Annotated in this window: 19 protein-coding genes; 16 read left to right on the forward strand and 3 right to left on the reverse strand. The window is 32.3% G+C overall.

What is annotated here, in order from left to right; genetic code table 11:
• The first annotated feature begins 12 nt into the window (after positions 1 to 12).
• From IW18_RS02030 to IW18_RS02075, 10 genes are all read left to right on the forward strand, one after another.
• Positions 13 to 432, forward strand: a complete 420-nt coding sequence (locus IW18_RS02030; protein WP_041515928.1) for a hypothetical protein — start codon at positions 13 to 15, stop codon at positions 430 to 432.
• A gap of 141 nt (positions 433 to 573) precedes the next feature.
• Positions 574 to 942: a nuclear transport factor 2 family protein gene (locus IW18_RS02035; protein ID WP_041515929.1), complete on the forward strand. Its 369-nt coding sequence runs from the start codon at positions 574 to 576 to the stop codon at positions 940 to 942.
• A gap of 82 nt (positions 943 to 1,024) precedes the next feature.
• Complete coding sequence (locus tag IW18_RS02040; protein ID WP_041515930.1) at positions 1,025 to 1,447, forward strand: DUF1801 domain-containing protein; 423 nt, start codon at positions 1,025 to 1,027, stop codon at positions 1,445 to 1,447.
• 315 nt (positions 1,448 to 1,762) lie between these two features.
• On the forward strand, positions 1,763 to 2,860 hold the full coding sequence (locus IW18_RS02045) for an MBL fold metallo-hydrolase (RefSeq protein ID WP_052480054.1): 1,098 nt from the start codon (positions 1,763 to 1,765) through the stop codon (positions 2,858 to 2,860).
• A 51-nt stretch (positions 2,861 to 2,911) separates the two neighbouring features.
• Positions 2,912 to 4,036 carry a lactonase family protein gene (locus IW18_RS02050; protein WP_041515932.1) on the forward strand — a complete coding sequence of 375 codons (1,125 nt, stop codon included), beginning with the start codon at positions 2,912 to 2,914 and terminating at the stop codon, positions 4,034 to 4,036.
• 213 nt (positions 4,037 to 4,249) lie between these two features.
• Positions 4,250 to 4,777 (forward strand): GNAT family N-acetyltransferase, encoded by a 528-nt coding sequence (locus IW18_RS02055; RefSeq protein WP_041515933.1) that lies wholly within the window; start codon positions 4,250 to 4,252, stop codon positions 4,775 to 4,777.
• 3 nt (positions 4,778 to 4,780) lie between these two features.
• Positions 4,781 to 5,362 carry an LOG family protein gene (locus IW18_RS02060; protein ID WP_041515934.1) on the forward strand — a complete coding sequence of 194 codons (582 nt, stop codon included), beginning with the start codon at positions 4,781 to 4,783 and terminating at the stop codon, positions 5,360 to 5,362.
• Positions 5,363 to 5,438: 76 nt separating this feature from the next.
• A complete protein-coding gene (locus tag IW18_RS02065; RefSeq protein ID WP_041515935.1) occupies positions 5,439 to 5,906 on the forward strand; it encodes an SRPBCC family protein in 468 nt (155 codons plus the stop codon).
• A gap of 174 nt (positions 5,907 to 6,080) precedes the next feature.
• Entirely contained in the window at positions 6,081 to 6,449 is a 369-nt protein-coding gene (locus IW18_RS02070) for an iron chaperone (protein WP_041515936.1), read from the forward strand.
• A gap of 6 nt (positions 6,450 to 6,455) precedes the next feature.
• Positions 6,456 to 7,136, forward strand: a complete 681-nt coding sequence (locus tag IW18_RS02075; protein WP_041515937.1) for a 2'-5' RNA ligase family protein — start codon at positions 6,456 to 6,458, stop codon at positions 7,134 to 7,136.
• A gap of 77 nt (positions 7,137 to 7,213) precedes the next feature.
• On the opposite strand, the gene IW18_RS02080 is transcribed toward IW18_RS02075, so the two are convergent.
• The 3 genes from IW18_RS02080 to IW18_RS02090 are packed head-to-tail and all read right to left on the reverse strand — an operon-like array spanning position 7,214 to position 10,235.
• On the reverse strand, positions 7,214 to 7,576 hold the full coding sequence (locus IW18_RS02080; RefSeq protein WP_041515938.1) for a VOC family protein: 363 nt from the start codon (positions 7,574 to 7,576) through the stop codon (positions 7,214 to 7,216).
• A 51-nt stretch (positions 7,577 to 7,627) separates the two neighbouring features.
• The gene (locus IW18_RS02085; RefSeq protein ID WP_041515939.1) at positions 7,628 to 8,053 is read right to left on the reverse strand and encodes an SMI1/KNR4 family protein; all 426 of its coding nucleotides are present in this window, start codon (positions 8,051 to 8,053) and stop codon (positions 7,628 to 7,630) included.
• Between the two features lie 34 nt (positions 8,054 to 8,087).
• Entirely contained in the window at positions 8,088 to 10,235 is a 2,148-nt protein-coding gene (locus IW18_RS02090) for a cation:proton antiporter (RefSeq protein ID WP_041515940.1), read from the reverse strand.
• A 318-nt stretch (positions 10,236 to 10,553) separates the two neighbouring features.
• Here IW18_RS02090 and IW18_RS02095 point away from each other — a divergent pair, with 318 nt between their 5' ends.
• From IW18_RS02095 to IW18_RS02120, 6 genes are all read left to right on the forward strand, one after another.
• Positions 10,554 to 11,981, forward strand: coding sequence for an L-serine ammonia-lyase (locus IW18_RS02095; RefSeq protein ID WP_041515941.1), 1,428 nt, complete (start codon positions 10,554 to 10,556; stop codon positions 11,979 to 11,981).
• Positions 11,982 to 12,073: 92 nt separating this feature from the next.
• Positions 12,074 to 12,892 (forward strand): 3-methyl-2-oxobutanoate hydroxymethyltransferase, encoded by an 819-nt coding sequence (panB, locus tag IW18_RS02100; RefSeq protein WP_041515942.1) that lies wholly within the window; start codon positions 12,074 to 12,076, stop codon positions 12,890 to 12,892.
• Positions 12,893 to 13,110: 218 nt separating this feature from the next.
• The gene (locus tag IW18_RS02105) at positions 13,111 to 13,800 is read left to right on the forward strand and encodes an RluA family pseudouridine synthase (RefSeq protein ID WP_041515943.1); all 690 of its coding nucleotides are present in this window, start codon (positions 13,111 to 13,113) and stop codon (positions 13,798 to 13,800) included.
• A gap of 74 nt (positions 13,801 to 13,874) precedes the next feature.
• On the forward strand, positions 13,875 to 15,203 hold the full coding sequence (locus tag IW18_RS02110) for an aldehyde dehydrogenase (RefSeq protein ID WP_041515944.1): 1,329 nt from the start codon (positions 13,875 to 13,877) through the stop codon (positions 15,201 to 15,203).
• A 123-nt stretch (positions 15,204 to 15,326) separates the two neighbouring features.
• The gene (locus tag IW18_RS02115) at positions 15,327 to 16,115 is read left to right on the forward strand and encodes a DUF2189 domain-containing protein (protein WP_041515945.1); all 789 of its coding nucleotides are present in this window, start codon (positions 15,327 to 15,329) and stop codon (positions 16,113 to 16,115) included.
• Positions 16,116 to 16,209: 94 nt separating this feature from the next.
• Positions 16,210 to 20,262, forward strand: a complete 4,053-nt coding sequence (locus IW18_RS02120; RefSeq protein ID WP_041515946.1) for a PAS domain S-box protein — start codon at positions 16,210 to 16,212, stop codon at positions 20,260 to 20,262.
• Positions 20,263 to 20,265 lie beyond the last annotated feature (3 nt).

A 20,265-nucleotide genomic window follows, 5' to 3' on the forward strand; every position in this document is an offset into this window, starting at 1 on the left:
AAAACTAAAACTATGAATCCCATTATAAGAAACATTTTGGCTGTTATTGCAGGACTTTTTGTTGGAAGTATTGTTAACATGTTTATTATTTTGGCAAGTAGTTCCATCATTCCGCCTCCAAATGGTGCAGATAATACAACCATGGAAGGTTTAAAAGCAACGATGCATTTATTTGAACCCAAGCATTTTCTTTTTCCCTTTCTAGCGCACGCCATTGGAACATTTGCGGGAGCAGCAACAACAGCAATAATTGCCATAAGCTATAAAACAAAATTGCCTTTAATAATTGGCGGTTTCTTTCTAATTGGAGGAATTGTAAGTGTTTGTTCCCTGCCTTCTCCAATTTGGTATACAGTTGTAGATTTAGTTTTTGCTTATATACCTATGGCTTATCTGGCAATAAAATTATTTGCTAAAAATCGATCAATCTAACTTTTCTTTCTCTCTTTTCGACACTCCCATAATACATTCTGAAGCTATTGTAAACTTCATTATATACTAAAGTTAAGTCAGTTTTTTTTTCATTTAAGATTGTAAATTTCATAACTTAGTTTGTTTTTAAATTTTGAAATCATGACTAAGAAATTTATTGCCAAAGAGTTTCTAAAACTCGCTGCAAACGGGCATTCGCACGAGGCCTTTCGTTTGTATGTTGGCAAGAACTTTAAACATCATAATGCCTATTTTAAAGGTGATCATGATACTTTGATGCTGGCGATGGAAGAATCTTCAAGAAAAAATCCAAATAAAATTTTTAAAATTTATCACGCTTTAAGCGATGGAGATTTCGTTGCAGTGCATTCTCACGTAAAACAAAACTCAGCCGACTTAGGTGCTGCTGTTGTACATATTTTTAAATTCGAATCTAGTAAAATAATTGAACTTTGGGATTTAGGACAATTAATTCCAAAAGAAAGAATTAACGAGAATGGAATGTTCTAAAATAGTTTTCGATAGTAAATAGTTAACAATGAAACAAAAACATTTGACAAAAAAGTAATTTACTGAATCAAAAATAAAACCAATGGCAAAGAATAAAACAACCGAAACCCAAAGCAGTGTTATGGATTTTGTAAATACGGTTGATGATGAAGTAAAAAGAAATGACACACTCGAACTGATAACAATAATGCAAAAAGTAACCGGTTCGCAAGCTAAAATGTGGGGGCCAAGTATTATTGGGTTTGGCAGTTATCATTACAAATATGCTAGCGGTCATGAGGGCGACGCGCCACTTGCAGGATTCTCACCAAGAAAAAGCGCTATTTCACTATATCTTTATTTAACCGAAGAAAACAGAGAAGAGTTATTACCAAAATTCGGAAAGTTCAAACCATCAAAAGGTTGTATTTACATTAAAAAACTGGTAGATATTGATATCGAACTGCTTAAGAAAATGGTTAAACTTTCGGTCGAAAATTTAAATAAATTATACCCCTCAAATTAAATTACGGTAACTTAATAGATGAAAAGATTTCTATCAGAACACAACTCACAATCTGAAAATGACCATTTTATATTAGAATGTATCTTTTTTTTAATCATTATAGTAACTATTTGTGTCTGTATTCGCAATCGCAAAAAACTGTATGCTAAATTTGTAGATATTATTACCAATGCATTTTTTGAAAATTTTCGCCTACTAACAGGATTACTAATTTTAATTGTAATCTCTAGTATGTTTGTTTATAAATTTATTAAGCAAATTCTATTCTAAGTTTTATTTATCGGTTTACATAACAATACCACAAACTAAACAATTATGATCTTAACAATAATACTTCTTTTACTAGCAGTTCTTATTTACTTTTTACTTCATCCAAGATATGGAAAAAAACCATCTGGCGAAAGACTCGCTTTGATTCAAAAATCTCCACAGTATAAAAATGGAAAATTCGAAAACGAAAGCTTTACCCCAGAACTTGCTGAAGGTTACGGTTATTTTGACGTTCTAAAAGATTTCTTCTTTAAAAAAGTAGATCGTAAAATCCCCACAGATGTAATTCCGTCAGTAAAAACCAATTTACATGAAATTCCTTTAGATCAGGATATTTTAGTTTGGTTTGGACATTCGTCATACTACATTCAACTTGAAGGAAAACGTTTTTTAATAGATCCCGTTTTCAGCGGCAACGCCTCGCCTATTTACGGAACCACAAAAGCTTTTAAAGGAACCGATATCTATACTGCAAATGATATTCCGGAAATTGATTATTTATTGATTACGCACGATCACTACGATCATTTAGATTATAAAACCATTATGGAACTAAAACCTAAAATCAAAAAAGTAATCTGTCCGCTTGGAGTAGGTTCTCACTTTGAATTTTGGAAATTCCCTCTTGAAAAAATTATCGAAAAAGACTGGCATCAAAAAGTAGATTTAGATCAAAATATAAGCCTTTATACTACGCCATCAAGACATTTTTCTGGCCGAAGCATAAATCGTTGTAACACACTTTGGACATCATTTGTACTAGAAACCAAAGATTTTAAAATGTATTTGGGTGGTGATAGCGGTTACGACACACATTATGCTACGATTGGAGCTAAATTTGGCCCGTTTGATATCGCGCTTATCGACAACGGTCAATACAATCAAGCTTGGAAATACATTCATAATTTACCTGAAGATGTTATAAAAGCCATGCACGATTTAAAAGCCAAAAGAGTATTTCCGGTACATTCATCAAAATTCCCGTTAGCCTTGCATCCGTGGGATGAACCCTTGATTAAAGCAACACATTTAAACAGTTTATCAGCAAATCCAATTCCGCTAATAACACCAAAAATTGGTGAATTAGTAGAACTAAAAAACGAAAAACAAGAATTTCTACAATGGTGGAAAGGAGTTCACTAAAACCGAATCTCTATTTAACAAACTAAAAATTAAAATTATAACATCAATAAATTGAAACTTAAAACACTCATTCTTGCAATTACCTTTCTAGCAACATTTAATCTCTTTGCACAAAACACTTACGTTTTTTTAGGAAGTTATAACCGAGATAAAACAGCCGAAGCTATTCAGGTTTATCAATTAGATACACTAAAAGGCAAATTAAGCAAAGTGACTTCGGCAAAAGATATTATCAATCCCTCTTACCTGACTTTATCACCAAACGGGAAATATCTTTACGCTTGCACAGATACTAAAACACCAAATGCCGGTAGCGTTAGCAGTTTTGAATTTAATCCCGAAAACAAATCACTAACTTTTTTAAACAAACAATCAAGCGGTGGCGAAAATCCCGTTTATGTTTCGATTCATAAAAGCGGAAAATGGCTTGTAAACGCCAATTATACTGAGGGAAGTGTTTCGGTTCATCCGTTACTAGAAAATGGAAAAATCGATTCGCTTGCGCAGAATTTCCAATATATGGACGGAAGTACCAACAAAGAAAGACAAACCAGATCACACGTACATTCGGCAGTATTTTCACCTCAAAATGATTATTTGTTTTTGCCTGATTTAGGAGTCGATAAAATTCGTTGTTATCAATTTGATGAAAATAAAAAACAACCTTTAGTCGAAACAAAAAGCCCTTTTACAAAAACAGATTTAGAAGCTGGACCAAGACATTTCACTTTTCATCCCAATCAGAAATTTGGATATTGTATTGAAGAAATGGCTGGAGCGATTAGTGTTTATCAATATGAAAATGGAACTTTAAATAAGATTCAGAGAATTTATACACATCCGGACAAAATTAAATCAGGTTTTGAAAGTTCAGACATTCATATTTCACCCGACGGGAAATTTCTTTACGCCACAAATCGCGGAAAGGAAAATAATATTGCCATTTTTTCAATTGATGAAAATGGTCTTTTAAAAAACATTGGGTATCAGTCGACTTTAGGAAAACATCCGAGAATTTTCGCCATCGACGAAAGCGGGAAATTTTTAATTGCAACCAATGTTCTTACAGGAAATGTAGTCGTTTTTAAACGAGATCAAAAAACAGGAATGCTGAAAAAAACAGAGAATAAAGTTAAAATGGAGAATGTTTCCTGTGTTCAAATTAAGAGAATTTAATTATTGTTCTGATTCTCATTTTATGTCATTCTGAGCGAAGTCGAAGGGTCGTGCTAGAAACTCAACGAAGATTGGCGATTTTTTTTGTAGAATTACTGGTGTGATTTCTCCTTTCAGTCGAAATGACAAACACTGTAATAACACAATACGTAGATTTAAAAATTATTTTTAATCTTTTAATCTGGCTAAAACAATTTTAATAATACAATAAAAATGGCAACATCAAATTTTAATTTACAACCGGATTTTCTAGAAGATGAAATCACAAAATTAATTCCGTTACAAGAAAACCATTTTGAAGAACTTTATAAAGTTGCTTCAGATCCATTAATATGGGATCAGCATCCATCAAAAGATCGATACAAAATAGAAATATTTAAGCCTTTTTTTGAAGGAGCACTGAGCTCTAAAGGTGCTTTTTTAATTTTAGATAAAAAATCTAATGAGATAATTGGTACCACCCGATTTTATGATTACGATAAAGAAAAATCAAGTGTTGGTATTGGTTATACTTTTATTGGACGAAAATTTTGGGGTAAGTCTTATAACCAATCAACTAAAAAAATAATGATTGATTATGCTTTTCAGTATGTTGATTCGATACTTTTTCACGTTGGAATAGAAAATTTCCGTTCGCAAAAAGCGGTTTTAAAACTTGGAGCTACTAAAATAAATGAAATATTTTTTTCCGTTAACGACATAAATATGCCTCATTTTGAATACGAATTAAAGAAACAATAAATAATGAATAGAATAACAGTCTTTTGCGGTTCTAGTTTTGGTACCGAAGAAATCTATAAAGAACAAGCTATTTTGTTAGGACAAACTCTGGCAAAACAAAACATAGAATTGGTTTATGGCGGTGCAAATGTTGGTTTAATGGGGGCTGTGGCAGATGGTGTTTTAAATGCCGGCGGAAAGGCAATTGGCGTTTTACCAAATTTTTTAAGGTCTAAAGAAATTGCACATCTGGGTTTAACCGAATTAATTTTGGTAGAAAGTATGCATGAAAGAAAAACGAAAATGAATGATTTATGCGATGGCGTTATCGCATTGCCAGGAGGTTTTGGAACTCTCGAAGAACTTTTTGAAATGTTGACTTGGGCGCAACTAGGGCTTCATAAAAAACCAATTGCAATTTTAAACATCAATGGTTTTTATGACTCTTTAATTGAATTAACTGAAACAATGGTCGAAAAAGGTTTGCTGAAAGATGTCAATCAGAAAATGCTTTTAGTAAGTGATAATATCGACGATTTATTAGATCAAATGAAAAATTACGTACCTCCAACTGTCGGAAAATGGATTGATAAAGGCAAAGTGTAAAGTATTATTCTTAAATTAGATTCCTCAAAAAAAATCAGGTTTTAAGTTTCAAGTTTCATAATACACAATAAAAAAAATGAAAGCAGAAAACAACCACTTCGCAAAAGCCGAAATGCTGATCAGAAAACCTGTTTCAGAGGTTTTTCAGGCTTTTATAAATCCCGAAATAACCCGGAAATTTTGGTTTACAAAAGGTTCCGGAATACTAGAACAAGACACAAAAACGGTGTGGACTTGGGAAATGTATGGCTTTTCTTTGACCGTTACTACTCATGTTTTGCAGGAAAATAAAAAAATAGTGATCGAATGGGGAGATCCAGACGAAACTACAATTGTAGAATGGCTTTTTAGTCCGCTAAACGAAAACGAGACTTTTGTGAGCATTACTAATTCTGGTTTAAAAGGAGATTCTGATAAAATAATCGATCAGGTTCGCAATTCAACTGAAGGTTTCACACTGGTTTTGGCTGGTGCAAAAGCGTATCTGGAACATAAAATTCAGTTGAATTTAGTTTTAGACAGATTCCCGAAAGGTTTAGCTTAAAACACGTATTTAACGATAAAGACTTAGAATCGCAAAGTTTTCAACATTATAAATACGTTGATTTAAATAGATTTTTATTAAAATCATTTTAATAAAAATCTGTGGCAAATAAATATAACTCTACACCTTTGCGAGACATTCATTAATCCAATCTTCAAAATAAATCGTAAATTAATGGAGACTAAGAAACCTACAAATATTGACGAATACATTGGAACATTTCCAAACGACGTACAGGAAATTTTAGAAAAAGTAAGAATGACTATTCAAAAAGCAGCGCCCGATGCCAAAGAAAAAATTAGTTATTCGATGCCGGCTTTTGAACAAAATGGAATTGTTGTTTATTTTGCTGCTTTTAAAAATCATATTGGCTTGTATGCTTTACCAAGTGGTCACGAAGCATTTTCGGCAGAACTTTCTAAATATAAATCAGGCAAAGGTTCAGTTCAATTTCCGTTAAATCAACCTATGCCTTTTGACTTAATTACAAAAATTGTAAAGTTTAGAGTAAAAGAAAATCTGGATAAAGTAAAAAAGAAATAACCATAAATGAATTTAGCCGAACACTACAATCAACTTTATACAAAATCTGCCAAAGAAATTTTGGCTGGAAATTATAAGCTAGATACTCAAATTAATTCCGTATCAGATTCTCGTTTTGGGATAACGCTTCTTATTCGTCCAAGCGAAAGTGTCAAAGCAAATATTCAGGTACTTTTAAAGGATTTAAAAGCCGTAGATAATACACAATATTACTATCCTGATTCCGACATTCACATTACGGTAATGTCGATTATTTCGTGCTACGATGGCTTTAGTTTAGATAAAATAAACGTTCATGAATACATCGAAATCATCGAGAAAAGCTTAATTGAAGTCGATCAAATCAATATCAATTTTCGCGGTGTAACGGCTTCGCCATCTGCTGTAATGCTACAAGGTTTCCCGTCAGACGAAACTCTTAACGCTTTTCGAAACAAACTTCGAGATAATTTTAAAAACTCAGATTTACAGCAAAGTATCGATAGTCGGTATGAAATTGCAACCGCGCATTCTACTATTATGCGATTTCAGGAAAAACTTAAAAATCCAGAAAAATTAGTACAAGTTTTAGAGCAATATCGCGACTATGATTTTGGAGAATTTAGGGTAAAAGAACTAGAATTAGTTTATAATGATTGGTATCAACACGACAAAAATACAATTCTCTTAGCCGATTTTTATTTGTAATTTTTTTCGTTGCGATTTTTTTTTGCCACGACTCGAGCGATAGCGAACAGGCAAAGCAATTTCGAGGCAAAAAAACTTTATTTATTAAACTTTCCAAAATGCCACAAAACGCCAGACGGATCATGCAAGAAACATTCGCTTCCCCAATCAAAATGTTTTGTTGGAGTTAATTTTACTCCATATTTCTCTGTTAGATTGAGTTTTAAAAGTTCGTTGTAATAATAATCAACATCTTCGACTTCAAGAAAAATCATGGTGTTTTCGTTCCAACTTTTATCATAATAATCTTGAAGATAAAAGGCCAAATCTCCAGTTTTAAAAACCGAAAACTTCGAATCTAAAACTCCTTCCTCGAATCCTAAATCCTGATAAAAACATCTAGAGATTTCAAAATCTTTAGCTCCAATAAATGGTCGGATTGATTTGGCTTTATGTTTCATGCTTATAGACTTACAATGATTAATATCCAAACAAATTTATTCATTATTCATTTAAAACCAATCAACACCATTATCTAAACGAATTAGAAAATCAGTAAAAGATGAACCAATTTCAATATTATACTTACTATCCAAATCTATAAAAGGCGAAAGGATTATTTTTATATTTTCATTTTCGTCAAATTCAATTCCAATGAATTCTCCACTTCCGTTTGATCCAATCCCAATTGTCTGTTGTAATTCGTTTACGATATTATAGCTTTCATTGGCTTCAATAATTTCTTCTAAACTCCAAAGCTTTATAAATTCGACACCAATAAATTGATCGAAACCAAAATAGTTTTCTAGATAATAAACATAATCTTCTGGAAGTTTTAAATTGGAATACGATTCAATGTCCGCTATTTCAATTGAAGATTTTAAATCTCTTTTAGGAAAAGAATACTTCACAGTCAGATTCACTAAATCTTTAGTCATAAAATCTTAAGAATTACTTTAAAATTACATTGTATTATCTCTTCTTCAAGATATTCCCTAAACCTCTACCAATTTGTTCAATTGTCTCGATTCCTTTTGTTAATGGCGTTGCTGTAAAATCTTCATAAGCATCCATTGAAGTTTCTTTACGGTCGTCTTGCGCATAAACCAAAATCAAGTTATTATTGGTAAAAAACTTCTCGAATTTTTGAGGCAGTTTATCAAAAATCGATTGGTACGAAACAGAACCTTTTCGAGATAAGTTAAAGACAATTAAATCGGTTGGTTTTATTTCTTCGGAAATTGATTCAAAATCTTCCCAATCCATAATGCTTTTAAAACCTAATTTTGCATTTAGCTTTAAATTTGTTGCAATTTGTTGAATGGTTTGATGCGTTTTATATTCAGCATAAATTACAATCGGAATACTTAATTCTTGCGATAATCTACATATTTTTTGTAGTAGAAGATGAAATCCAACTCCTCTTTCTGAAAAAGGCGGACAAATAAAAACCAATCTTTTTTCTTCGATAAATGATTTCTGAAACCTACAGATAAACAAACTTTTACCCACATTATTGATAATCGAATCTACATTCTCACCAAAAATCTTATCTAGAAAACCTGTTTTTCTTGGCCATCCAATAATCACAATATCCGACATGATTTCTTTTGAAGTTCTCGCAATTCCACTTGCAGGATTATGGTCAATTCTGGCAATCGTATTAATTTTTACTTCTGACGCCGAACCTTGAATTACGAATTTATCAACGGCTTTTCTATACTTTAAAATATTAATTTCGGCCTGATCATTATTGGGTACAATCGTTAATAATGTCACCGGATTTGATGATTTTTTATCTTTAATTAAAAGTGCAAAATCTAATAAACTCGCAGTAGCCGAAGTTTTTGCTAACGGAATTAAAATATGTTCGTCTAAAATTTCATCGCTTTTAGCATCTTCATGCGAAACTTCTTCTTCGCAAATTGCTATTTTTTTAGCTGCTTTTTCAGTTGCGAAAGAAGCAACAATACATGTAATTAAAATTAAGATAATGGTCCCGTTCAGGATATTTTCGTCAAGAATTTTAGCTTTAAATCCAACCAAAATAACCGCTAAAGTTGCGGCAGCGTGGGCGCTACTTAACCCAAAAATCAATTGTCTTTCAGTCTTAGTATATTTAAAAACGACTTGCGTAAAAAATGCCGCAATCCATTTTCCAAAAATAGCCACAACACTTAATGTTCCTGCAACAATTAGTGCTGTTGGTCCGCTAAGAATCACACTGATATCAACCAACATTCCCACAGAAATCAAGAAAAACGGAATAAACAATGAATTTCCAATAAACTCAATTCTGTTCATCAATGCAGACGAATGCGGAATTAAAGGATTCAACGCTAAACCTGCCACGAAAGCACCAATAATTGGCTCTACTCCTGCTACTTCGGCCAAGAATGCAGCGAAGAAAACTACCGAAAGTACAAAAATATAGTGGGCGTGTTTTTCACTTTCTAATTTTTTAAAGAACCATTTGGCAATTCTTGGAATCACTAAAAACATAATTGCCGAGAAAATAGCTAATGAAACCGTTAGTTTTATCCAAAAAGCCTGATTTAGATTGCCCTGACTACTTCCCATAATTACAGCCAAAATGATCAAAACCGCTGTATCTGTCAAAATTGTTCCTCCAACTGTAATGGCAACAGCTTGATTTTTTGCAATTCCAAGTTTGCTCACAATTGGGTATGCTACCAAAGTGTGCGTTGCAAACATACTTGCGGTTAAAAAACTGGCGTTAAAATCGTAGTTCAGTAAATAAAAACAAACCGGAAAACCAATTGTTAAAGGAAAAATAAAGGTGAAGAACCCAAATAACAAACTCTTATTTCGATTGGCTTTAAACTCATTCATGTCGAGTTCCAGACCAGCAATAAACATAATATATAAAAGTCCAATTGTCGAGAATAAATCGACTGCTGAGTTTTTTGCCAAAATATTCAGACCGTGAGGCCCAATAATAACACCGGATATAATAAGTCCAATAATTCCCGGAATATTTATTTTTTTTAGTAAAATAGGTGACAAGAGAATAATGAAAAGTATTAACGAAAAAATCAATACTGGGTTGGTAAGCGGTAACTCAAATTCTTGTAAAAAGTGCTTGAAAAATTCTATCATAATGTAATTTTATCTTCTTTGTAGTATTTTAATTTTTTGTGAAAAGTGGTATTAAAATTAAAATCAAATCTCAGAAGTTATTATTTACCGATTTATCTAAAATCAAACAAATCGGGATTCTTTAGTGATTGCTTCATTACAAAAATACCTAAAAAAAATGCGAACTTTTCACGAAAACCGCATATTAAGTAATAAAATTTGTTTCGTTGTCAAATTATTAATATTTAATATATTTTTTAACAAAATCGCAACATTTACAAACGAAAATAAATGTTCATTGCATTATTCAATTATCTTTGTCTTAATAAATATTGCACAATGGAAGAATGTATCTCTGTTTTTGATATGCTTAAAATTGGCGTTGGCCCCTCAAGTTCACATACTTTAGGGCCTTGGAGAGCCGCTGAACGTTTTTTAGAAGAGTTAAAAAACGAATCAATTTTAGACCAAATTAAACGTGTAAAAGTCGATTTGTACGGATCACTTTCGTTAACCGGAAAAGGTCACGCTACAGATTTGTCTGTTATGTTAGGTTTAAGCGGTCAAGATCCAGAATATATTCCGGTAGAGAATATTGCGGGAATCATTAAAACGATCGAAGACAGGAACGAAATTATTTTGGCCAACCAACACACAATTCCGTTTTATTTTCTTCAAGATATTGTTTTCAATAAAGACTTTCTTCCTTTTCATGCAAACGGATTAAAATTTACGGCTTATAAAGCCGATGATTCTGAATACGAATCTACTTTTTATTCGATTGGTGGAGGTTTTGTCGTGAAAGAAGAACGCACAAATGCCAAAATTAATGAGGTTATAAAATGCGCTTTCCCCTTCCCGATTCAAAATGCGGTTGAACTTTTAAATTATACGGTTTCAGAAAACAAATCGATTTCTGAAATTGTTTATGAAAACGAAAAGTCAATGCGCCCTGAAGCCGAAATTCATTCGGAATTAATGCGTATCTGGAATACGATGTTAGAATGTATGTACATTGGTTGCCATACCGGAGGTATTCTTCCCGGCGGATTAAACGTTCGCAGAAGAGCTTTTGATATGCACCAAAACTTAATAGGTTTATCTAATTATTCTGACCCACAAAGTTGGCTAGAAGAAATTAGAAAAACTGAAGTAAAATTTCGTCAAATCCTGAAATGGGTAAGTTGTTTTGCACTTGCCGTGAATGAAGTAAATGCTTCTTTAGGCCGCGTAGTTACTGCACCAACAAACGGAAGCGCTGGTGTAATTCCGGCTGTTTTAATGTATTATTTGGTTATTGAAAACCATAATGCAGGCGAAAAAGAAATCAAACAATTTTTAATGGTTGCCGGAGAAATTGGAAGTATCTTTAAAAAAGGTTCCACTATTTCTGCTGCTATGGGCGGATGTCAGGCCGAGATTGGCGTTTCGTCATCAATGGCGGCGGCGGCACTTTGTGAATTAATGGGCGGAACTCCTGCTCAAGTTTTAATGGCTGCCGAAATCGCAATGGAACATCATTTGGGTTTAACATGTGATCCAATTGGTGGTTTAGTACAAATTCCTTGTATCGAAAGAAATACTATGGGAGCTATAAAAGCTATAAATGCCGCAGAATTAGCCTTAGAAACAGACTCTAAAAATGCTAAAGTCCCGTTAGATAAGGTAATTAATACCATGTGGCAAACTGCAAAAGATATGAATTCTAAATACAAAGAAACATCAGAAGGTGGTTTAGCAATTGCCGTAAATATGGCCGACTGTTAGAATAATATTGTTTAATTTTGCAAACAAAAAAATCTCGTTTTAAAAGTAATTTCAGCTTTTAAAATCATTCATAAAACTAAAACTCACTCATAATGTCAGTTGCAAAAAAAGATTATAAAAGAATCACTACAAAATCCTTAATCGAAATGAAAAGCCATGGGGAAAAAATCTCTATGCTTACCGCTTACGATTATACAATGGCAAAAATTGTTGATACCGCAGGTGTCGATGTAATTTTAGTAGGCGATTCTGCATCAAATGTTATGGCTGGTCACGAAACGACTTTGCCAATTACTTTAGATCAAATGATCTATCACGCTTCATCTGTAGTTCGCGCTGTAGAAAGAGCTTTAGTTGTGGTAGATTTACCTTTTGGAAGTTACCAATCTGACCCAAAAGAAGCTTTGCGTTCTGCTATTAGAATCATGAAAGAAAGTGGCGGACATGCTGTAAAACTTGAAGGAGGAAAAGAAATTAAAGAATCTATCAAAAAAATATTAAACGCAGGAATTCCGGTTATGGGGCATTTGGGTTTAACACCTCAATCGATCTACAAATTTGGAACTTATAGCGTTCGTGCCAAAGAAGAGGAAGAGGCTGAAAAATTAATTGAAGATGCAAAATTACTTGAAAAAGTAGGATGTTTTGCTGTTGTTTTAGAAAAAATCCCTGCTGATTTGGCTCAAAAAGTTGCCGAAAGTATTTCGATTCCAGTTATTGGTATTGGTGCCGGAGGTGGTGTTGATGGTCAAGTTTTGGTTATTCACGATATGTTAGGAATGAACAATGAATTTAGCCCACGTTTCTTACGTCGTTATTTAAATTTATACGACGAAATGACAAAAGCAATTGGTCAATATGCTGCTGATGTTAAGTCTAGTGATTTTCCTAATGCTGGGGAGCAATATTAAGTTTTAAGGCGCTAAGGTTCTGAGTTGCTAAGGCTCTAAGGTTTCTTTTTTCAGGAACAAAGACTCAAAGTGACAAAGGTTCATAGCTTTTTAATTTCACTCTTATTTCTTGTAAAGACGCAAAGAATCAAATTTAAACTTTGCGTCTTTGCGTCTTTGCGAGAGATTCAAATCCTACAGGTTTCAATATAAAATTTAAAATTACTACAAGTCTAAAAATGAAAATTCTTTCTAATAAAGAAAACTTACAAGTATTACACGAAGACAATCATATTATTGTGGTTAACAAACGTGTAGGCGATATTGTGCAAGGTGATAAAACGGGCGACAAGCCATTATCTGATATTGTAAAAGAATACATTAAAGACAAATACAACAAACCTGGAGACGTATTCTTAGGTGTGATTCATCGTTTGGATCGCCCTACAACCGGAATCGTAGTTTTTGCCAGAACAAGCAAAGCTTTAACGAGAATGAACGAAATGTTTAGCAATCGTGAAACGCAAAAAACGTATTGGGCTGTTGTAAAAAATAAACCTCAGGAAAAATCTGCAAAACTCGTTCATTATCTAAAAAGAAACGAAAAGAACAATACTTCAAAAGCGCATTTAAAAGAAGTTCCAGACAGTAAACTGGCAAGTTTAGATTATACTGTTTTTAAGGAACTTCAAAATTATGTGGCGCTGGAAATTAATTTACATACTGGTCGTCATCATCAAATTCGTGCACAATTATCTGCTATTGGATCTCCAATAAAAGGCGATTTAAAGTATGGTTTTGACCGAAGTAATCCTGATGGCGGAATTCACCTTCATGCGCGCAAATTAGTTTTTATCCATCCTGTATCCAAAGAAAACATTACAATCATTGCACCTACTCCGGATGAGACGATCTGGAATGCTTTGTGATTTTATGATTTATTTGTTAAAATTTCAAAAATTATCGATTAACTTGCATAGAGAAAAACAAGTTAATCTAAAAAATGGACTATAAAAACGACATCGGATACAGAAAAGAAACGCTAAAGAAATTATTGTACAACATTCAAAAAAGCGAAGATTTAATTGTAAAAGCTTTGTACGATGATTTTAAGAAGCCTGAATTTGAAGCTGTTTTAACCGAAACGAATTATGTCATTTCGGATCTAAAAGACACCATTAAAAATATACATAAATGGTCTCAACGAAAACGCGTTTTTCCATCATTACTTAATTTCCCTTCAACTGATTATATCTATAAAGAGCCATACGGAAAAGTACTGGTTATTGCACCTTGGAATTATCCTTTTCAATTAGCTTTATGTCCACTAATTTCAGCCGTTGCTGCAGGAAACAGAGTTGTTTTAAAACCGTCGGAACTTACTCCACATACATCAGCGGTAATTGCTAAAATTATCGAGAAAACTTTTCATGTTAACCATGTTGAAGTTATCGAAGGCGGCGTCGAAGTTTCGAATAAACTGTTAGCACAACGATGGGATTATATTTTCTTTACCGGAAGTGTTTCTGTTGGTAAAGTTGTTGCCCGGGCTGCTGCCGAGAATTTAACTCCGGTAACTTTAGAACTTGGCGGAAAAAATCCTTGTATTATTGACGAAACTGCCAATTTAAAACTTGCAGCCAAACGTATTGTTTGGGGAAAATTTATTAACGCTGGTCAAACCTGTATTGCTCCCGATTATATTTTGGTTCAAAAAAATATGAAGGTTAATTTCGTTTCTTTTTTAATCGAAGAAATCATAAAAGCTTACGGTAATAAAATGGAGAAATCTCCAGATTTTGCCCGTATTATTAATACCAAAAACTGGGTGAGGCTGGATAGCATGATCGAGCGCGAAAAAGTAATTTATGGAGGAGAAACGGATGCAGAAAAACTTTATATTTCGCCAACTTTAATCGAAGAACCTGCTTTGGACAGTCCGGTAATGAAAGAAGAAATATTTGGTCCTATTTTGCCTATTCTTATTTACGAAACTGAGGCCGACATTGAAAAGGTGGTAAGTCGCTACGAAAAACCTCTTGCTTTTTATATTTTTAGCGAAAACAAATACTTTGCTCAAAATCTAATCAAAAAGTACTCATTTGGCGGAGGTTGCATAAACGATACAGTTGTTCATTTTTCTAATAAAAGACTTCCCTTTGGAGGCGTTGGTCATAGCGGTATTGGAGCCTATCACGGTCAATTAAGCTTTGATACTTTTTCACATCATAAACCTGTCGTAAAAAAAGCCAACTGGCTCGATCTCCCTATGAGGTACGCTCCTTACAAAGACAAACTTACTTCTCTTAAACGATTATTAGACTGGATTTAATAGACTAAAACATTTCAGTATTGTTTTGTAGATTTTTATACGGAATTGATTTAAAATATTATATTTACGCATGATAAATCTAACTAAATCATTAGACTATAAAATAATTTTACCTATTAAATAATGAAATCCACTCTTGATCAAATCAATGACATTAAAAATCACGGTTATGCACTAGATTTTTCAAATGTTTTTAATCATGCTTTCGAAAATTATAAAAAAATTGCTCTTTATGCCGGATTAATATTATTAGTCTTTTCAATTTTATTTGGTTTGCTTGCCTACGGTATTTTAGGGGCTATTATAGGATTCGATAAATTAACCAATGCCAATATTCTAAGTATAAAACCTGAAAATTTGTCTCAAATTCATTTAATATATTACATTGTAGTATCAGCATTTGTTTCGGCAATTTTCAGTCCTTTTACAGCTGGATTTTTAAAAATGGCTGATTGTGCAGACAAAGATCAGGAATTCAATGTTTCAACGATTTTTAGCTATTATAGAACGCATCATTTTTCGCAAATCTTTTTGGCAACTTTTATTATTTCTTTAATAAGTGTTGTAATAACATCCTTGTTAGAAATTCAAAAATTAAATAGTCTTGGATTACTAATTTCACTAACAATTACATTTTTTACGTTTTTAACCCTTCCACTTATTATATTTGGAAATCTAAGTGCTTTTAATGCTATAAAATCAAGCTTCATTATTATTAGTAAACAACCACTAGTATTGTTAGGCTTAATGATTATGATTGTTGTTGCATTTTTTGTTGGACTTATAGCGCTCTGTATCGGAATATTATTTACAATTCCGTTTACCTATTCGATGACTTACGCTATATATTGTGCCATTTTTAATATTGATAAAGAAGATCCTATTGATTCTATCGGACAATCTGATTTTTAATAAAATAGAAAATATCGGATAAAAAAGGAGCCTAACCTACTCTACCGAAATTTTCAAAAAACTAATTAGTAAACCAAACATATCCCCAATATCTATGGTAGAAGACTATAGTATTTTCAATTCGTTGATTTCAGGAATTGCCTTGCTTGGTGGTGCCCTGAAATCAATTATGATGAATTGGTACGTCTTTTCTTCCAACATAATTTTTTTCAACAATCCTAAGCTTATTATCTTAGGCTTGGCCTTGTTTGGTTTTCTCTTTCTTCTGGTTTATCAGTTCTTTAAAATCAAAGCACGAATTGGTTATTTTATCGAAAAGAAACCAGAAATAGAAACTGAAAGTAGAGAGTATCAACTCTATATTTTATTTTTTGGTATTGCCGTTATCCTTATTGAGATTATAAATGAGATTTTTAAAATCCGGCCAAAAAGCTTATTAATTCAAAATGTAGCAATTGGTTTTGCCGTGCTTCTTATTTATTTTGCAACAGATAAAATAAAATTTCTACGCGAAAAAATCCAGCCAATATTTATATTCTTTTTCTTTGTTTATATAACTTATGTTGCCAGCAATATTATTAGACTTCCTAATGATGTTGTACCCATAATTGTCTTTTTAATTTCTTTTTACTTTTCTTACGGCATCTTAAAACCCATAAAGATTTATTGGATTTTTATAAGTTTAGTTTTTTGCTTTCTATCAGTAACTGTATTTTTTCATTTAATTTCAGTAAAATCTTCTGTACTCTTAATCAATTTTTGCATTTTAATTTTTATTATCAATCAAGTACGATATGCCGTATTATTAAACAATCGGGATAATTATAGATTTACTAATGAAATCGTACACAAAGGAAATTCGCTTACTATTGCAACCAACAACAAGAACGAAGTTTTATTTTGCAGCGAAACCATTACCTCTATTTTAGGCTATTTACCTGATGAAGTTATGGGATTAAAGTTTTGGAAACTAACCAAAGGAATTGACTTTATTGAAAACCTTGAAGCTTTAACGCATGAAGAGGACAAACTTTACATCAGGAAATTAAAAAGCAAAAATGGTGAGTTTAAATACATTCAATGGAAAGATAAAAAATTCTCTGATGATTTAATTATCAGTATTGGTCAAGATGTTACAGAACAAACTATTGTTCGAGATCAATACAAAAACTTGATTCAAACCGCAACTGATATTATTTTTGAAGTCGATGCCGATGGCTATTTTACATTTATAAATGATTTTGGTTTTTCTATTCTGGGCTATTCAGAAAATGAAATTATTTCGCAACATTACTCCAATTTTATTCATGAAAATTATCAGCGAAATGCCGTTGACTTTTATGAAAACTTAGAACTCAACGAAAATAATTTTCCAACAATTGAAATTCCAATTTTAAAGAAAAATGGAAAAAGAATATGGATTTCGCAAAAGATCATTATCCGTAAAAATGATTTAGGTCAAACTATTGGTTATGCAGGCATAGCGCGAGATATTACCGACATTAGAAACATTGAAAATGACAAAAAAAAGAGGCTAAAAAAAATTGAGGCCTATAACAATTCTACGAGTAAATTATCCACAACAAACTTTAGTCTTTACGATAATTTAAACAATGTCATCGATTTTATTATAAAAGAAGCTGCGACAGCAACTAAAACAAATCGCGTAAGTTTCTGGAAATACAATAAAGATTTAATCAGTTGTAAAAACTTGTTTAGTATTGACAATCAAAACTTAAGCGATAAAAAAATTCTGGATAAAGAATCCTACCCAATTTATTTTGAAACCTTAAAAAACAAAACCATTATTAATGCTCCTGATGTTTTTAATAAACTAGAAACATCTGAGTTTCAAAAACTTTACTTCACAAAAAATCACATCAAATCAATGCTTGATGTTCCTGTATTTTTGAGTGGTCAATTGATTGGTGTAGTTTGCTTTGAAACTACTGAGGAAAAAAGAGAATGGGACAATGAAGATATTAATTATGCCAGAACCATCTCTGACATAATTTCATTGGCTTTTTCTTCACAGATGCGTCTAGAAGCTGAGCGAAGATTAGAATTTAAAAGTCAACTACTTTCGGCACTTTCACTTTGTACAGAGAAATTTTTATTGAGCAAGACTCCGCACGAAATGTTTCACGAAACATATGAGCTAATTGGTAAAGCTGCCAGAGTCGATCATATGTATTACTACGAAAAAGACCTTACAAATGATACTGTAAGTCAAAAATACAAATGGTCAAGAGAAGGAATCGAACACCAAATAACCAAAATACAACAACTTACAAAAAATCATTTACAAGAAATTTACGAGGCGGCGCACAATAAAAAAATCGTTAACACGCATACTCGAAAACTTGGTGATACTTTTTTTAAACAATTATTAATTGACAACGAAATAAAGTCCATTTTGATTTTGCCTTTGTACATCGATGATATATTTATTGGTTTTATTGGTTTTGATGATTGTACAAAAGAAAGAAAATGGTCTGAGGAAGAAATTTACATTTTTCAGGTTCTGGCCAACAATATTTCATCGGCTTTAGAAAGAAACCGAAATGAAACCAAAATCATTGAAAGCGAAGAGAAATTCAAACTAATCGCCAATAATATTCCAGGCACCGTTTACTTATCAAAATTTGATGCTTTCTCTACCAAAATATTTCTTAATGATGAGATTTTAAACCTAACCGGCTATTCTAAATCAGAATTTATTGAGAACAATTTATCATTCTTATCACTTATACATCCTGAGGATAAAAATGACGTAATCAATAATCAAATTGATAATTTACAAAACGGAATGCCGCTTCATAATATTTACCGTATTCGACGAAAAACAGGCGAATATATCTGGATAGAAGAATTTGGGGATGTTATTAAAAAAGGGGATGAAATTGAATTTGTTGGCGGAATTTATTTCGATATTACCAATAAAAAAGTAACTGAAGACGCCATAAAAGCAAAACAACTTGCAGAAGCTGCCAACAAATCTAAGTCAGACTTTTTAGCCAATATGTCGCATGAAATTAGAACGCCTTTAAACGGGATCATTGGTTTTACGCATTTATTGATGAAAACCGACTTGGGAGAAATTCAGGAAAAGTACATGACCACTATTAATCAATCAGCACATTCATTGCTTGATATTATTAATGACATACTTGATTTTTCTAAAATTGAAGCGGGAAAACTGGAACTGTTTATTGATTTGTACGATATTAAAAAAGTACTCGGACAGGTTTTTGATTTAATTGTTTACGAATCGAACCAAAAAAATCTGCAACTAGAATTGAATATAGATCATGATGTTCCTAAATATATCTGGACAGATATTGTGAGAATAAAACAAATTTTGATCAATTTACTTTCAAATGCCGTAAAGTTCACGAATGAAGGTTTTATCAAACTGAATGTTTCTGTTGTTGAAAAAAATAAAAATAACAATTGTATCATTCGATTTTCTGTAATTGATACCGGAATTGGAATTCTTGAAAAAAATCAAAAAAAGATTTTTAAAGCTTTTTCGCAAGAAGATAGTTCTACAACGAGAAAATTTGGAGGGACCGGTTTAGGATTAACAATTTCCAATCAATTACTAGCTTTAATGGAAAGCCGACTGCAACTTGAAAGCAAAATAGATATTGGAAGCATTTTCTACTTTGATTTAAATTTAAAAACAAGCAATCAAAGTATTAACGAAAAATATAACGCCGAACGTAAAAAGAACAATTTCAAACTTAATACCAACAACATAAACCACGATCACAAAAAATTTACATTTTTAATAGTAGAAGACAATAAAGTAAACATGCTATTATTAAAAACCATTGTTAAAAATCTATATAGCACTGCCTATATATACGAATGTGAAAACGGATATGAAGCTGTAACGCAATTTGAAGCCATAAATCCTGATCTTATTTTTATGGACATTCAAATGCCAATTATGAATGGTTATGAAAGTACTAGAGCCATAAGGAACACGAACACAGGAAAAGAAATTCCGATAATTGCCGTAACGGCAGGTACTGAAAAAGAAGAAAGAAACAAATGTTTGTCTGCCGGAATGAACGATTATATCTCTAAACCCATAATGAAAGGCACTGTAGAGGAAGCTATGACGAAATGGTTAAAATAGTTA

The sequence above is a fragment of the Flavobacterium hibernum genome (assembly GCF_000832125.1).
Classification (GTDB): domain Bacteria; phylum Bacteroidota; class Bacteroidia; order Flavobacteriales; family Flavobacteriaceae; genus Flavobacterium; species Flavobacterium hibernum.

Bases quoted from the DNA above. Each gene is read 5' to 3' on its own strand.
- IW18_RS02030 (WP_041515928.1), top strand. From the start codon at position 13: ATGAATCCCATTATAAGAAACATTTTGGCTGTTATTGCAGGACTTTTT.
- IW18_RS02035 (WP_041515929.1), top strand. From the start codon at position 574: ATGACTAAGAAATTTATTGCCAAAGAGTTTCTAAAACTCGCTGCAAAC.
- IW18_RS02040 (WP_041515930.1), top strand. From the start codon at position 1,025: ATGGCAAAGAATAAAACAACCGAAACCCAAAGCAGTGTTATGGATTTT.
- IW18_RS02045 (WP_052480054.1), top strand. From the start codon at position 1,763: ATGATCTTAACAATAATACTTCTTTTACTAGCAGTTCTTATTTACTTT.
- IW18_RS02055 (WP_041515933.1), top strand. From the start codon at position 4,250: ATGGCAACATCAAATTTTAATTTACAACCGGATTTTCTAGAAGATGAA.
- IW18_RS02060 (WP_041515934.1), top strand. From the start codon at position 4,781: ATGAATAGAATAACAGTCTTTTGCGGTTCTAGTTTTGGTACCGAAGAA.
- IW18_RS02065 (WP_041515935.1), top strand. From the start codon at position 5,439: ATGAAAGCAGAAAACAACCACTTCGCAAAAGCCGAAATGCTGATCAGA.
- IW18_RS02070 (WP_041515936.1), top strand. From the start codon at position 6,081: ATGGAGACTAAGAAACCTACAAATATTGACGAATACATTGGAACATTT.
- IW18_RS02075 (WP_041515937.1), top strand. From the start codon at position 6,456: ATGAATTTAGCCGAACACTACAATCAACTTTATACAAAATCTGCCAAA.
- IW18_RS02080 (WP_041515938.1), bottom strand. From the start codon at position 7,576: ATGAAACATAAAGCCAAATCAATCCGACCATTTATTGGAGCTAAAGAT.
- IW18_RS02085 (WP_041515939.1), bottom strand. From the start codon at position 8,053: ATGACTAAAGATTTAGTGAATCTGACTGTGAAGTATTCTTTTCCTAAA.
- IW18_RS02090 (WP_041515940.1), bottom strand. From the start codon at position 10,235: ATGATAGAATTTTTCAAGCACTTTTTACAAGAATTTGAGTTACCGCTT.
- IW18_RS02095 (WP_041515941.1), top strand. From the start codon at position 10,554: ATGGAAGAATGTATCTCTGTTTTTGATATGCTTAAAATTGGCGTTGGC.
- panB (WP_041515942.1), top strand. From the start codon at position 12,074: ATGTCAGTTGCAAAAAAAGATTATAAAAGAATCACTACAAAATCCTTA.
- IW18_RS02105 (WP_041515943.1), top strand. From the start codon at position 13,111: ATGAAAATTCTTTCTAATAAAGAAAACTTACAAGTATTACACGAAGAC.
- IW18_RS02110 (WP_041515944.1), top strand. From the start codon at position 13,875: ATGGACTATAAAAACGACATCGGATACAGAAAAGAAACGCTAAAGAAA.
- IW18_RS02115 (WP_041515945.1), top strand. From the start codon at position 15,327: ATGAAATCCACTCTTGATCAAATCAATGACATTAAAAATCACGGTTAT.
- IW18_RS02120 (WP_041515946.1), top strand. From the start codon at position 16,210: ATGGTAGAAGACTATAGTATTTTCAATTCGTTGATTTCAGGAATTGCC.